General features: G+C 67.9%; 11 protein-coding genes. 4 read left to right on the top strand and 7 right to left on the bottom strand.

Going from position 1 to position 14,223, the window contains the following annotated elements; translation table 11 throughout:
- Nucleotides 1–52: 52 nt before the first annotated feature.
- On the bottom strand, nucleotides 53–802 hold the full coding sequence (locus H681_RS10125; RefSeq protein WP_015476756.1) for a 3-oxoacyl-ACP reductase family protein: 750 nt from the start codon (nucleotides 800–802) through the stop codon (nucleotides 53–55).
- A 118-nt stretch (nucleotides 803–920) separates the two neighbouring features.
- Here H681_RS10125 and H681_RS10120 point away from each other — a divergent pair, with 118 nt between their 5' ends.
- Nucleotides 921–1,844 (top strand): LysR family transcriptional regulator, encoded by a 924-nt coding sequence (locus H681_RS10120; protein ID WP_015476755.1) that lies wholly within the window; start codon nucleotides 921–923, stop codon nucleotides 1,842–1,844.
- Nucleotides 1,845–1,935: 91 nt separating this feature from the next.
- Here H681_RS10120 and H681_RS10115 read toward each other — a convergent pair whose 3' ends face one another.
- The gene (locus H681_RS10115; protein WP_015476754.1) at nucleotides 1,936–2,262 is read right to left on the bottom strand and encodes an I78 family peptidase inhibitor; all 327 of its coding nucleotides are present in this window, start codon (nucleotides 2,260–2,262) and stop codon (nucleotides 1,936–1,938) included.
- A gap of 226 nt (nucleotides 2,263–2,488) precedes the next feature.
- Between H681_RS10115 and H681_RS10110 the strand changes: the two genes are divergently transcribed.
- Nucleotides 2,489–2,851, top strand: coding sequence for a hypothetical protein (locus H681_RS10110; RefSeq protein ID WP_015476753.1), 363 nt, complete (start codon nucleotides 2,489–2,491; stop codon nucleotides 2,849–2,851).
- A 59-nt stretch (nucleotides 2,852–2,910) separates the two neighbouring features.
- On the opposite strand, the gene H681_RS10105 is transcribed toward H681_RS10110, so the two are convergent.
- The gene (locus H681_RS10105) at nucleotides 2,911–3,828 is read right to left on the bottom strand and encodes a LysR family transcriptional regulator (RefSeq protein WP_041711883.1); all 918 of its coding nucleotides are present in this window, start codon (nucleotides 3,826–3,828) and stop codon (nucleotides 2,911–2,913) included.
- 84 nt (nucleotides 3,829–3,912) lie between these two features.
- Here H681_RS10105 and H681_RS10100 point away from each other — a divergent pair, with 84 nt between their 5' ends.
- Nucleotides 3,913–4,647, top strand: coding sequence for a CTP synthase C-terminal region-related (seleno)protein (locus tag H681_RS10100; protein ID WP_015476751.1), 735 nt, complete (start codon nucleotides 3,913–3,915; stop codon nucleotides 4,645–4,647).
- Nucleotides 4,644–4,967, top strand: coding sequence for an antibiotic biosynthesis monooxygenase family protein (locus H681_RS10095; RefSeq protein ID WP_015476750.1), 324 nt, complete (start codon nucleotides 4,644–4,646; stop codon nucleotides 4,965–4,967). Before H681_RS10100 ends, H681_RS10095 begins: the two co-directional genes overlap by 4 nt.
- A gap of 155 nt (nucleotides 4,968–5,122) precedes the next feature.
- On the opposite strand, the gene H681_RS10090 is transcribed toward H681_RS10095, so the two are convergent.
- From H681_RS10090 to H681_RS10075, 4 genes are read right to left on the bottom strand one after another with little or no spacing between them, the layout of a single operon-like run.
- Nucleotides 5,123–6,598: an efflux transporter outer membrane subunit gene (locus H681_RS10090; RefSeq protein WP_015476749.1), complete on the bottom strand. Its 1,476-nt coding sequence runs from the start codon at nucleotides 6,596–6,598 to the stop codon at nucleotides 5,123–5,125.
- The gene (locus tag H681_RS10085) at nucleotides 6,595–9,705 is read right to left on the bottom strand and encodes a multidrug efflux RND transporter permease subunit (RefSeq protein ID WP_015476748.1); all 3,111 of its coding nucleotides are present in this window, start codon (nucleotides 9,703–9,705) and stop codon (nucleotides 6,595–6,597) included. Before H681_RS10085 ends, H681_RS10090 begins: the two co-directional genes overlap by 4 nt.
- Entirely contained in the window at nucleotides 9,705–12,827 is a 3,123-nt protein-coding gene (locus tag H681_RS10080; protein WP_015476747.1) for an MdtB/MuxB family multidrug efflux RND transporter permease subunit, read from the bottom strand. Before H681_RS10080 ends, H681_RS10085 begins: the two co-directional genes overlap by 1 nt.
- Nucleotides 12,824–14,134, bottom strand: coding sequence for an MdtA/MuxA family multidrug efflux RND transporter periplasmic adaptor subunit (locus H681_RS10075; protein WP_041711879.1), 1,311 nt, complete (start codon nucleotides 14,132–14,134; stop codon nucleotides 12,824–12,826). Before H681_RS10075 ends, H681_RS10080 begins: the two co-directional genes overlap by 4 nt.
- Between the last annotated feature and the right edge of the window lie 89 nt (nucleotides 14,135–14,223).

The raw sequence follows: 14,223 nt of genomic DNA, 5'->3' as shown, positions 1-14,223 counted from the left end.
CCCGGCCCGGCGGCTTGCGCTCCGGGCCGGCGCTCAACGCCTGCTCAACCCATCAGGCCGCAAAGCCGCCATCGATGGTCAGGCTGGCGCCCGTGACATAGCCGGCTTCCGGGCCCGCCAGGTAGGCAACGAACGCGGCGATCTCCTCCGCGCGGCCGTAGCGGCCGACCGCCATCAGGCCCTTGAGGGTCTCGGCGAACTCGCCCTGGTCCGGGTTCATGTCGGTGTCCACCGGGCCGGGCTGCACGTTGTTGACGGTGATGCCGCGCGGACCGAGGTCGCGGGCCAAGCCACGGGTCAGGCCGACGATCGCCGACTTGCTCATGGCATAGACGCCACCGCCGCTGAAGGGCATGCGTTCGGCATTGGTGCTGCCGATGGTGATGATCCGGCCGCCCTCGCCCATGTGCCGCGCGGCGGCCTGGGTGGCGACGAAGACGCTGCGCACGTTCACCGCCAGGGTGCGGTCGAAGTCGTCCAGGCTGAACTCGTCCAGCGGTGCGATGGCCAGCACGCCGGCGTTGTTCACCAGGATGTCGATACGGCCGAAATGCCGGGCGGCGCTGTCGATGGCCGCCTGCACGGAGGCGGCGTCGGCGCTGTCGGCCTGGATCGCCAGGGCGCGGCCACCGGCGGCTTCGATGCTGGCGGCAAGGTCCTGCGCCTTCTGCGCCGAACTGACGTAGGTGAAGGCCACGGCGGCGCCTTCATTGGCCAGGCGTTGCGCGATGGCGGCACCGATGCCGCGGGAGCCGCCCTGGATGAATGCGACTTTGCCGGCGAGAGGTTGATTCGTGCTCATGTGAGACTCCGTGACTGAGGTGGGAGAAATTCGACACGACCAGTCTCCTCTCCCGAACACGCACGCAGTAGCCGGTAATCGCTATATTCAGTCGATACAGAATGTCCGGAATCCCGTCATGGAAAGCCTGATCAGTATCGAATGCTTCGTGCGCAGCGCCGAGGCCGGCAGCTTTGCCGCCGCCGCGCGGCGCATGGGCCTGACGCCGGCGGCGGTGAGCAAGAATGTCGCCCGGCTGGAAACCAACCTGGGCGTGCGGCTGTTCCAGCGCAGCACCCGCAGCCTGGCGCTGACCGAGGCCGGCGAACGCTTCCTCGATGAGGCCAGCGGCGGCCTGGCCAGCCTGCAGAGCGCCATCGCCAACCTGGCCAGCGCCGACGGCCAGCCCAGCGGCGTACTGAAAGTGAGCATGGGACTGATGTTCGGCCGCGACTACATCCTGCCGCTGCTACCGGATTTCCTCGGACGCTACCCGGCGATCCGCCCGGACTGGCACTTCGACAACCGCCAGGTGGACCTGATCGCCGAAGGCTTCGACGCCGCCATCGGCGGCGGCTTCGAACTGCCGCCCGGCGTGGTGGCGCGCAAGCTGTCGCCGGCGCACATGGTACTGCTGGCCTCCCCGGCCTATCTCGCTGCCCATCCGCCGATCCGTTACCCGAGCGACCTGCCCAGCCATGACGGCCTCCGTATCCGCTCGCCGCAGACCGGCCGGGTGCGCCCCTGGCCGCTGGTCAACCGCCAGTACGTCCAGGCGCCCATCGCGCTGAAGGAGCGCATGACCCTGAGCGACCCGGAAGCCGCCTGCGTCGCCGCCCTCATGGGGCTGGGCATCACCCTGGTCAGCATGCAGCACGCGCTGCCGTACCTGGAGGATGGCCGGTTGGTCCGGGTACTGCCGGAGTGGTACGTCGACGCCGGCAACACCGCCATCTACTACGCGGCACAGAAGCTCCTGCCGGCCAAGACCCGCGTCTTCGTCGAGTGCGTCGTCGAGCATTTCCGCGAGACGGGGCTGGGGCAGCGATTCTCGGCGATCTGACCGTTCCGCCTCCCCACGGCGCGGGCCGGGCAGATTGCCCCCCGGTCAATGAAAAGCCCCGCAATGCGGGGCTCTGTTCTGGCATTGGCAATCAGCCGCAGTTGACCTGCCGCACCACCTTGCGATCATCGACATCGATGTTCAGGCGCTGGGAGTTGTACTCCATCGTGACCGGCTGGTGCGGGTGCAGCACGCGCGCCACGCTGGCGCCGGCATCGCGCCGGGCCTGTTCGGTCAGGTTAGCGTCGATGGTCTTGCCGATCAGCGATTGCACGGCCTTGGCGTCACAGGTGCCGGTCATGGCCGGCGGCGTCCCCGACGCCTGGGTGCTGGTGTCGGACGAGGAATCCTTGGAGCTGCAACCGGCCAGTGCGGCCACGGCGAAAAGCGACAGCAGGGTCACTCGGTTCAAGGGCATGGAACGTCTCCCTGATGAGATGTGTGAAAAGCGTGAAAAGCGCCACCTTACCAGCATGAAGCCCCTAACGGGGGCATTGAAGTATTGCAACCTGCTGCACTGAAAGCCCGGCGCAGAGCCGCACGCTGCGTTTTACACAACTTTTACACTGGGCGGACTTACGCTTCCCCGCGGGCAGATGTCTCATGGATAACGGGCTCCCTGCCGGAGTCCCAGGAGGTACATCATGCTTCGCTGTCTTTCCCGGTTCGCCGTACTCTGCGGTTGCCTGGCCCTCGCCGGACAGGCAGCGGCCAACAGCAACAGCGATGCCGCCGCCATCGGCGCGGTGGTCGGCGCCGTGGTCGGTGGAGCGATCGTCGCCGGCTCCGCGCCAGCGCCGTACTACGCCCCACCTCCCGCGCCGTATTATGCCCCGCCGCCCGTGGCCTACTACCCGCCAGCGCCGCCGGTGTACTACCGGCCGGTTCCGCTCTATCGGCCCGTGGTGGTGGTGCCGGCGCCGCGTTACTACGGCCCGCGCTATTACGCGCCCCGCTACTACGGGCCGGCCTATTACGGCCCGCCAGGGCGCTATCGCCACTGGTAATCGCCAAAAGGCCCCGCTTCGCGCGGGGCCTTTCGTTCCAGCGTCAACGCACCCGGACGCTAGCCCGGGTGAGCGTCCCCTGCCCGCGAGTTCATGGACAGGTTGCCGGCCAACTCCTCGAACAGCGTCACCACCGCACGCAGCGCGCGGCAGTCCGGGCGGGTCAGCAGCCACAGGTGGGTGCTGCACCCCGGCAGCTCGCCGTCCAGCACCCGCAGACCATCGCCGGGCCGCAGCAGGAAGGCCGGCAACGCCGCCAGCCCCAACCCTGCGCGGCACAAGTCAAGCACCGAGAGCATGCTGTTGCAGCGGTAGGCCGGGACCACCGCCGGGAACGCCTGGCGGCGCCAGGCGACGCTGGAGTGCTCGGGCAGGAAGTCGTCCGGGGCGATCCAGCTCATGTCCTGCCAGGGGCGCTTGCCCTGCTCGGCAAGGTAGTCGCGGTGGGCGCAGAGGACGTAATGCACGTCGCCCAGGTTGCGTCCGACGAGATGCTCCGGCGGCGAGCTGGTCAGGCGCAGGGCGATGTCGGCGTCGCGCCGGCTCAGGTTGGCGAAGGCGTTGGAGGTGGTCAGTTCCAGGTTGAGCGCCGGGTAACGCTTCATGAAGCGCGCCAGCGCCGGCAACAGCAGGCCCTGCAACACGGTGTCGGAACAGGTCAGGCGCACGGTACCGCTGAGCACGTCGTGCCCCTGCTCCAGGCTCAGTCGCGCGGCCTCCAGTGCCTGCTCGGCCAGCTCCGCCTGACTGGCGACCTGCTGGGCGGTGGCGGTCGGCAGGTAGCCGTGGCGACCCTTCTCGAACAGCGCGCTGCCCAGGGCCTTTTCCAACCGGCGCACGGCGCGGAACACCGTGGAGACATCCACATCCAGCAACTCCGCCGCGCGGGCCAGGCTGCCGCCGCGCACCAGCGCCAGCACCAGGGCGAGATCGGCGTACTCGAGACGATATTGCATGGACGCACTCCGATATTGCACAACCGCCAATTTTGGTTGCACCAGCGCAACTATAGATTGCTCCCACCGGCCCGCCAATGGGCCTCGGCGCAAAGGGGAGCACACATGGGACGGCGACGGAAGGTTCTGCGTATCGGCTTGATCGGCGACCGTGACAGCCGCGTCATCGCGCACTGGGCGATTCCCCTGGCACTGCAGCAGTCGCTGCTGCCCCACAGCGGCACCTTGCGTGTCGACTGGCTGGATACGCCGCGCCTGGCGGCCGGCCTGCCGCTGCACACCTACGCCGGCTTCTGGTGCATTCCCGGCAGCCCCTACCGCGAGACCGAGGGGGCGCTACGCGCCATCACCTACGCGCGCACCCACGACGTGCCGTTCCTCGGCACCTGCGGCGGCTTCCAGCACGCACTGCTGGAACGCGCCCGCCAGGTGCTCGGCTGGCGGGAAGCCGCCCACGGCGAGACCGACCCGGAGGCCGAACGCACGGTGATCCATGCCCTGCCCTGCTCGCTGCTGGACGTCAGCGAAACCATCGCGCTGCGTCCCGGTTCGCGCCTGGCGGCGATCTACGGCCTGCCGAGCATCCGCGAAGGCTATCGCTGCAGCTACGGGGTGAACCCCGAGTTCCAGGACGCGCTGTTCGGCGGCGCTCTGCATGCCTGCGCCCACGGCGAGGACGGCAGCATCCGCGCGCTGGAGGCCACGGACCATCCGTTCTTCCTCGCCACCCTGTTCCAACCCGAGCGCAAGGCACTCGCCGGGGTCGGCGTACCGCTGGCCCAGGCCTTTCTCAGCGCCGCCTTCAGGCACGCGGCCGCCACCGCAGGGAGCCCCGCATGATCGCCCGCACACCCCAGCCGCCCTACTACGCGGTGATCTTCACCTCCCTGCGCAGCGAGCAGGAGCAAGGCTACGCCGACGCCGCCGCGCGCATGCTGGAGCTGGCTGCCCGGCAGGACGGCTTTCTCGGCGTCGAGTCGGCACGGGGTGCCGACGGACTCGGCATCACTGTCTCCTACTGGCGCGACGAAGCCGCCATCCGCCACTGGCGGGAGGAAGGCGAGCACCGCATCGCCCAGCGGCGCGGACGGCAGGACTGGTACAGCGGCTTCCAGGTGCGGGTCTGCAGGGTCGAACGCGCCTACGGCTTCGAGCGCTGAACGACGGCCCGCTACCGGCCATCGGCCATACCGCCTGCGAGGCCTCGAAAACATGGCGCCGGGTGAGCGTCACCCGCCCCCGAGGCATGCGATCCATCGACGGCGAGGGCCGCTTGCGCATCCCGCCGAGTGCGCTGCCCGGGGACTGACCGGCGTCAGTCCCGTACCGCCTCGCCTTCCTCGGCGATCTTCGCCGCATCCCAGCCGCCGCCCAGCGCGGCGATCAACTGCACGCTGGCGGTCAGCCGGCTGCCCTGCAGGGTCAGCAGCGTGCGCTCGTTGGACAGCGCGCTGGTCTGGGTGGTGACCACGTTGCTGTAGTCGATGGTGCCGGCCTTGTACTGGTTGAAGGTCAGGCGCAGCGCTTCGCGGGCGGCGTCCAGCGCCTCCTGCTGCACGCCACTCTCCTCTTCCAGCACCTTGAGCTGGACCATGTAGTCCTCGACCTCGCGGAAGCTGTCCAGCACAGTCTGCCGGTAGCTGGCCACGGTCTGGTCGTAGCTGGCCTCGGCCTGTTCCACCTGCGAAGCGATCAGCCCGGCGTCGAACAGAGTCATGGCGAACTGCGGGCCGATGGACCAGTAGCGGTTCGGCGTCTCGATCCAGTTCTGGAAGCTGCCACTGCGGTAGCCGCCGGCGGCGGTGAGAGTCAGGTCGGGGAACCAGGCGGCCTTGGCCACGCCAATCTGCGCGTTGGCGGCGATCACCTGGCGCTCGGCCGACGCCACGTCCGGGCGACGCTGCAACAGCTCCGACGGCAGCAGCGCCGGCACCTGCGGCAGCGCGGGAACGGCGTCCACGGCGGCCAGGGAGAACTGCGCCGGCGGCACGCCGACCAGCACGGCGATGGCGTGCTCCAGCTGGGCGCGCTGGTACTTCAGGTCGATGGCCTGGGCTTCGGTGCTCTTCAGCTGGGTGCGCGCCTGGGCCACGTCGGCCTTGGTGACGATGCCGGCGTTGTACTGGTTTTCGGTGAGTTTCAGCGAGCGCTGGTAGGCCGCCACGGTGTCGTTGAGCAGCTTGATCTGCCGGTCCATCACACGCAGTTGCAGGTAATCCTGGGTCAGCTCCGACTGCAGCGACAGGCGCGAGGCGGCAAGGTCCGCGGCGCTGGCATCCATGCTCGCGGTATCGGCTTCCAGCTGGCGGCGCAGCTTGCCCCACAGGTCCAGCTCCCAGCTCACGCCGAGGCTTGCCGAGTAGCTGTTACTGATCGAACTGCTGCCGCCGCCACTGCTGACCGTGGAACCGTCCGGCAGACGCACGCTGCCGCCGCTGCCAGTGCCTTGCCCGGAACGGGTCTTGCCGACGTCGGCGCTGATGGTGGGGAAGAACGACGAGCGCGCGCCCTTGGCCAGTGCCCGGGCCTGGCGGTAGGACGCGACCGACTGCGCCAGGGTCTGGTTGGCGGCGACCAGGCGCGTCTGCAGGTCGTTCAGCGTGGCGTCGCCGTACAGTTCCCACCAGGCGCCGTGGTTGAAGCCATCCTGGGGTTTCGCCAGTTGCCAGCCCTCGCCTTCCTTGAAGCTGGCGGGCACCGTCAGCTCGGGACGCTGGTAGTCCGGACCGATGGCGCAACCGGCCAGGGCCACGGCCAGCGCCAGGGGGAAGAAGGAACGCGAGCGGATCATACGGGTGTCTCCAGGGCGCCGTCGGTACGCACGCCGCGCTTCTGGTTGACCCAGTGGCGCAGGCGGTCGAGGTAGAGGTAGACGACAGGGGTGGTGTACAGGGTCAGCAACTGGCTGCCGATCAGGCCGCCGACGATGGTCATGCCCAGCGGGCGGCGCAGCGCGGCGTCGCCGCCAACGCCGAAGATCAGCGGCAGCGCGCCGAGGATGGCGGCCAGGGTGGTCATCATGATCGGCCGGAAGCGCTTCATGCAGGCCTCCAGGATCGCCTCGCGCGGCGACAGGCCGAGGGTGCGTTCGGCGTCGAGGGCGAAGTCGATCATCATGATCGCGTTCTTCTTCACGATGCCGATCAGCAGGATCACCCCGATCAGCGCGATCAGCGACAGTTCGGTGCGGAACAGCATCAGCGTCATCAACGCCCCCACGCCGGCGGACGGCAGCGTCGAGAGGATGGTCAGCGGGTGCACGTAGCTCTCGTAGAGGATGCCGAGCACGATGTACACCGACACCAGCGCCAGCAGGATCAGCCAGGGCATGTCGTTCTGGGTGTCCTGCACCGCGCCGGCGCTGCCTTCGAAGGTGGCCTGGATTTCCATCGGCAGGTGCAGCGGCTCCAGCCCCGCCATCACCGCATCGCGGGCCGGGCCGATCAGCGCGCCGGGGGCCAGGTTGAAGGAGAAGGTGGTCGCGGCGAACTGTCCCTGGTGGTTGACCGTCAGCGGCGCGCGGCTCGGCTCCACGTGGGTGAAGGCCGACAGCGGCACGCGCTGGCCGTCGTTGCCGATCACGTAGACCTGGCGCAGCTCTTCCGGCGACTCCTGGTAGGGCTGGTCCACCTCCATCACCACGTGGTACTGGTTCAGCGGATTGAAGATGGTCGACACCTGGCGCTGGCCGTAGGAGTTGTTCAGCACCGCATCCACGTCGGCGACGTTCACCCCCAGGCTGGCGGCGCGGTCGCGGTCGATCACCAGGCGGCTCTGCACGCCCTTGTCCTGGGCGTCGCTGTTGACGTCCACCAGTTGCGGGATCTTGTTCAGCACCGCCTCGACCTTGGGCGCCCAGTCGCGCAGCAGGGTCAGGTCGTCGCTGCGCAGGGTGAACTCGTACTGGGCGTTGCTCTGCCGACCGCCGATGCGCACGTCCTGCCCGGCCTGCAGGTAGAGGGTGGCGCCGGGAATCTGCGCCAGCTGCTTGCGCAGGCGGTTGACGATCACGTCTGCCGAATCGCGTTCGCCGATGTCCTTGAGGGTGACGAAGAAGGAACCCGTATTGCTCGACTGCCACCTGCCGCCACCGACGAAGCCCACCACGTTTTCCACGCCCGGATCCTTGGAAAGGATCGTGCGGAACTCGGCCATCTTCTGGTCCAGCGCCTGGAACGAGATGCTCTGGTCGGCCACCGCGAAGCCGCGCAGCCGCCCGGAGTCCTGCTGCGGCAGGAAGCCCTTGGGCACCACCGCGAACAGGTAGAGGTTCAGCGCGATGCAGCCCAGCATGATCACAATCATCAGCCGCGAGTGCTCCAGCGCCCAGCTCAGGCTGGCGCGGTAGCGCAGCATGAAGGCGACGAAATAGCGGTTGCTCTGGCGTGCCACCGAGGCCTTCTGCGGGCGCTCGATGGGCTTGAGCAGTCGCGCGCAGAGCATCGGCGTCAGGGTCAGGGACACCACCAGCGACACCAGGATGGCCGCTGCCAGGGTCACCGAAAACTCGCGGAACAGCCGCCCGGTGATACCGCCCATCAGCAGCAGCGGAATGAACACCGCCACCAGCGACAGGGTCATCGACAGCACGGTGAAGCTCACCTCGCGCGCACCGCGAATGGCTGCCTTGAGCGGCGGATCGCCCTCCTCGATGCGCCGGGCGATGTTCTCCACCACCACGATGGCGTCGTCCACCACGAAGCCGGTGGCGATGATCAGCGCCATCAGCGACAGGTTGTTCAGCGAGAAGCCGCACAGGTACATGACCGCGAAGGTGCCCACCAGCGACACCGGCACCGCGAGGCTGGGGATCAGCGTGGCGCGGCCGTTGCGCAGGAACAGGTAGACCACCAGGATCACCAGCACCACGGAGACGATCAGGGTCAGCTCGGCCTCCTCCAGCGAGGCGCGGATCGACGGGCTGCGGTCGTCCATCACCGACAGTTTCACCTGCGGGCCGAGCACGTCCTGGATGATCGGCAACTGCTCGTGGATGGCGTCGGTGGCTTCGATGATGTTGGCGCCCGGCTGGCGGGTGATGATCAGCAGCACCGCCGGCAGGTTGTCGGAGAAGCCGGCGTTGCGCACGTCCTCCACCGAGTCGGAAACCTTCGCCACATCCTTCAGGCGCACCGCCGCGCCGGTCTCGGCGTTGTAGTGGACGATCAGCGGCGCGTATTCGCTGGCCTTGCGCAACTGGTCGTTGGAGTCCACCTGCCAGTGCCGCTCACCGAATTCCAGCGAGCCTTTGGGTCCATCGGCATTGGTGTTGTCGATGGCGGTGCGCACGTTGTCCAGGGAAATGCCGTACTGGCTGAGCTGGTCCGGGTTCACGTCCACCCGCACCGCCGGCAGCGAGGAGCCGCCGATGCTCACCTGCCCCACGCCCTTCACCTGCGCGAGCTTGGGCGAGACGATGGTCGAGGCCAGGTCGTACATCTGCCCGCGGGAGTAGGTGTCCGAGGTCAGGGTGAGGATCATGATCGGGCTGTCCGACGGGTTCGCCTTGCGGTACGTCGGGTTGTTCGGCATACCCGACGGCAGCAGGCTCATCGCCGCGTTGATCGCCGACTGCACCTCCCGCGCCGCGCCGTCGATGTCCTTGGACAGGTCGAACTGCACGATGATGGTGGTGTTGCCCAGGGAACTGCTGGAGGTCATGTCGGTGACCCCGGCGATGCGCCCGAGCGAGCGCTCCAGCGGGGTCGCCACGGTGGACGCCATCGTCTCCGGGCTGGCCCCGGGCAGCGCGGCCTGCACCATGATGGTGGGGAAGTCCACGTTGGGCAGCGGCGCCACCGGCAACAGGCCGAACGAGAGGATGCCGGCGAGCATCAGCGCCAGGGTCAGCAGGCTGGTGGCGACCGGACGCAGGATGAACGGGCGCGACAGGTTCATCAGGATCTTTCCGCCGGATCGATGCTGTTCACGTCAAGCCCGTGGCGGCCGCGCCAGGCGGCCCAGCGCGCGGCGAGGCGGTCGAAGTACAGGTAGATCACCGGCGTGGTGAACAGGGTCAGCAACTGGCTGAGCAGCAGGCCGCCGACCATCGTCACACCCAGCGGCCGACGCAGTTCGGCGCCGGCGCCGCCGGCGAGCATCAGCGGCAGCGCGCCGAGCAGAGCGGCCATGGTGGTCATCAGGATCGGCCGGAAGCGCAGCAGGCACGCCTGGTAAATGGCCTCGTGCGGCGGCTTGCCTTCGTTGCGTTCGGCGTCGAGGGCGAAGTCGATCATCATGATCGCGTTCTTCTTCACGATGCCGATCAACAGGATGATGCCGATGATCGCCACGATGCCGATGTCCTGCCCCGCCAGCATCAGCGCCAGCAGCGCGCCCACGCCCGCCGAGGGCAGCGTGGAGAGGATGGTCACCGGGTGGATGAAGCTCTCGTAGAGGATGCCGAGCACGATGTACATGGTGACGATGGAGGCCAGCACCAGCAGCAGGGTATTCGACAGCGACGCCTCGAACGCCTGCGCCGCGCCGCGGAAGCTGCCCTGCAGGCTGACCGGCATCTCCATCTGCACCTCGACGTCGCGGATCGCCTGCACCGCCTCGCCCAGGGCGACGCCCTTGGCCAGGTTGAAGGAGATGGTCGCCGCCGGGAACTGGGCGATGTGGTTGACCGCCAGCAGGGTATGGCGCTCCTCGACCCTGGCCAGGCTCGACAGGCGCACCTGGGTGCCGTCGCTGGACGGCACGTAGAGGTTTTCCAGCGACTGCGGGCCGATCTGGAACTCCGGCGCCACTTCCAGCACCACGCGGTACTGGGTGGCCTGGGTGAAGATGGTGGAGATCAGCCGCTGGCCGAAGGCGTTGTACAGCACGCTGTCGATGCTCGACAGGCTCACGCCCAGGCGCGAAGCGGTGTCGCGGTCGATATCGATGTAGGCCTGCAGGCCCTTGTCCTGCCAGTCGCTGGCGACGTCGGCCAGTTCCGGCAGTTGCTCCAGACGGTCCACCAGTTTCGGCACCCATTCGGACAGCACCTCGGGGTCGGCGTCCTGCAGGGTGAACTGGTACTGGGTGCGGGCGATGCGGTCTTCGATGGTCAGATCCTGCACCGGCTGCAGGTACAGGCGGATGCCGGGGACCTTGTCCAGCTCCGGCTGCAGGCGCTGGATCACCTCGCTGGCGGTCACGTCACGCTCGGCGTGGGGCTTGAGGTTGATCAGCAGACGCCCGGTGTTGAGCGTGGCGTTGGTGCCGTCGACACCGATGAAGGACGACAGGCTCTCCACCGCAGGATCCTGCAGCACGACCTTGGCCAGGTCCTGCTGGCGGCCCGCCATCGCCTGGAAGGAGATCGACTGCGGCGCCTCGGCGATGCCCTGGATCACCCCGGTGTCCTGCACCGGGAAGAAGCCCTTGGGCATGACCACATAGAGCAGCGCGGTGAACGCCAGGGTGCCGATGGCCACCAGCAGGGTCAGCCCCTGATGGCGCAGGACCACCCGCAAGGCGGCGGCGTAGCGCTCGATCATCCGCTCGATGAAGCGCCCGGCGGCACGGGCGAAGCGCCCTTCCTTCTCCGGCTCGACATGGCGCAGCAGCTTGGCGCTGAGCATCGGCGTCAGGGTCAGGGAAACGAAGCCGGAGATGAGAATGGCCACCGCCAGGGTGATGGCGAACTCGCGGAACAGCCGGCCCGCCACGTCACCCATGAACAGCAGCGGGATCAGCACAGCGATCAGCGAGAAGGTCAGCGAGATGATGGTGAAGCCGATCTGTTTCGAGCCCTTGAGCGCGGCCTCCAGCGGCGGGTCGCCCTGCTCCAGGTAGCGCGCGATGTTCTCCACCATGACGATGGCGTCGTCCACCACGAAGCCGGTGGCGATGGTCAGCGCCATCAGCGTCAGGTTGTTGATCGAGAAGCCGGCGAGGTACATCACGCCGAAGGTGCCGATCAGCGACAGCGGCACGGCGAAGCTGGGGATCAGCGTCGCGGAGATATTGCGCAGGAACAGGAAGGTGACCATCACCACCAGGCAGACGGCGAGGAACAGCTCGAACTGCACGTCCGCCACCGAGGCGCGAATGGTCGTGGTGCGGTCGGTGAGCACCGTCACTTCCAGGCTGCCCGGCAGGGTCGCCTGCAACTGCGGGAGCATCTTCTTGATGCTGTCCACCACTTCGATGACGTTGGCCCCCGGCTGGCGCTGGATGTTCAGCACCACCGCCGGCGAGGCATTGGCCCAGGCCGCCAGGCGCACGTTTTCGGCGTCGTCCTCCACGCTCGCCACATCACGCACGCGCAGCGGCGAGCCGTTCTTGTAGGCGATGATCAGGTCGCGGTAGGCATCGGCGGACTTGAGCTGGTCGTTGGCGTCCAGGGTCGAGGAGCGGGTCGGGCCGTCGAAGCTGCCCTTGGGGCCGTTGAGGTTGTTGTTGGTGACGGTGGTCTGCAGGTCTTCCAGGCTCAGCCCCGCCGCGGCGAGCGCCGCCGGGTTGGCGCGGATGCGCACCGCCGGACGCTGGCCGCCGCTGATGCTGACCAGGCCGACGCCGGAAATCTGCGAAATCTTCTGCGCGAGGCGCGTGTCCACCAGGTCCTGGATCTGCGGCAGCGGCATGTCCGGCGACATTACTGCCAGGGTGAGGATCGGCGCGTCCGCCGGGTTCACCTTGCTGTACACCGGCTGGTTCGGCAGGTCCTTGGGCAGCAGGCTCTGCGCGGTGTTGATCGCCGCCTGGACTTCCTGCTCGGCGACATCGAGGTTCACCTCCAGGCTGAACTGCAGGGTGATCACCGAAGCGCCGCCGGAACTGGTGGAGGACATCTCGTTGAGGCCGGGAATCTGCCCCAGCTGGTTCTCCAGCGGCGCGGTCACCGAGGAGGTCATGATGTCCGGGCTGGCGCCGGGGTACAGGGTCACCACCTGGATGGTCGGGTAGTCCACCTCCGGCAGCGCCGAGATCGGCAGGAAGCGGTAGGCGATGATCCCCGACAGCAGGATTGCCACCATCAACAGCGTGGTGGCGACCGGCCGCAGGATGAACAGACGTGACGGGTTCATTCGCTCTTACCGCTGTCCTGGGCCGGGTCGCTCTGGACGGCATTGCCCGAGCCGAACGGCTTGGCGGTGGACTTGTCGCCTTCCTCGCTGGCGGCGGCGCGGGCCTTCTCGTCGGAGGCGACGATGTTCATGCGCATGCCGTCGCGCAGGCGGTCGGTGCCCTCGACGACCACGCGGTCGCCTTCCTTCAGGCCCTCGCTGACCACCACCCGCTCGCCCTCGCTGGTGCCCAGGGTGACGAGTTGGCGCTTGGCCTTGTCTTCCTCGCCCACCTTATAGACGTAGGTGCCGTCGTTGCCACGCTGCACGGCGTTGGCCGGGATGGTCAGCACGCCCTGCAGGGTCTCGGCGAGCAGGCGCACGTTGACGAACTGGTTGGGGAACAGCTTGTGGTCGTCGTTATCGAAGCCGGCCTTGAGCTTGACCGTGCCGGTGGTGGTGTCGATCTGGTTGTCCAGGGTCTTCAGCACGCCGCTGGCCAGGGTCTGGTTCTGGTTGCGGTCCAGCGCCTGCACCGGCACCGGCTTGTCGCCGTAGAGTTCGCGGGCGATGGTGCCGAGTTGCTGCTGCGGCAGGCTGAAGACCACGGAGATCGGCTTGACCTGGGTGATCACCACCAGCGGCGTGGTGTCGCCGGAGGTGACCAGGTTGCCCACGTCCACCTGGCGCAGGCCGACGCGGCCGGAGATGGGCGCGCGCACCTGGGTGAATTCGAGGTTGAGCTTGGCATCGCTGACCTGGCCCTGGTTGGTCTTCAGGGTGCCTTCGTACTGGCGCACCAGGGCTTCCTGGGTGTCCAGGGTCTGCTTGGCGATGGAATCCTCGGCGTACAGGCCCTTGTAGCGCGCGAGGTCGATCTGCGCGTTCTTCAACTGCGCCTGGTTCTGCAACAGCGTACCCTGGGCCTGGTCCAGCGCGGCCTGGAACGGACGCGGGTCGATCACCGCGAGGACGTCGCCGGCCTTCACCTCCTGGCCTTCCTGGAACGGCACCTTGACCAGTTGGCCGCTGACCCGCGCGCGGACGTTGACCGTGTTGTAGGCCGTGACGGTACCCAGCGCGTGATAGTGCACCGGCAGGTCGCCCTTGAGGGCGGGCGCGACGCTGACGGTCACCGCAGTGCCCTGCCCCGCCGCCATCTGCCCCGGACTCGGCCGCCCGCCGCGCCCACCCTGGGCCGCCGGCGCCCCGCTGGACGTCGAATGCAGCCACATGATCAGCCCCACCACACCGGCGAAAATGATCGCGGTGAAAAGCCAGGGGCGCAGGGTGCGGAGTTTCGAGGGCGTTCCTTTGCTTGGGGTCATGGTCGTCGTCATGGCGAAAAAGAAGAGAGGATAACGAGGCTGAACGATAAGCACAGCCTGGCCGCAGGCAAAGTCTCTTTACCCGCTAT

It is taken from the genome of Pseudomonas sp. ATCC 13867, assembly GCF_000349845.1.
Taxonomy (GTDB): Bacteria; Pseudomonadota; Gammaproteobacteria; order Pseudomonadales; family Pseudomonadaceae; genus Pseudomonas.
This window is presented reverse-complemented; position numbering and strand designations above follow the sequence as displayed.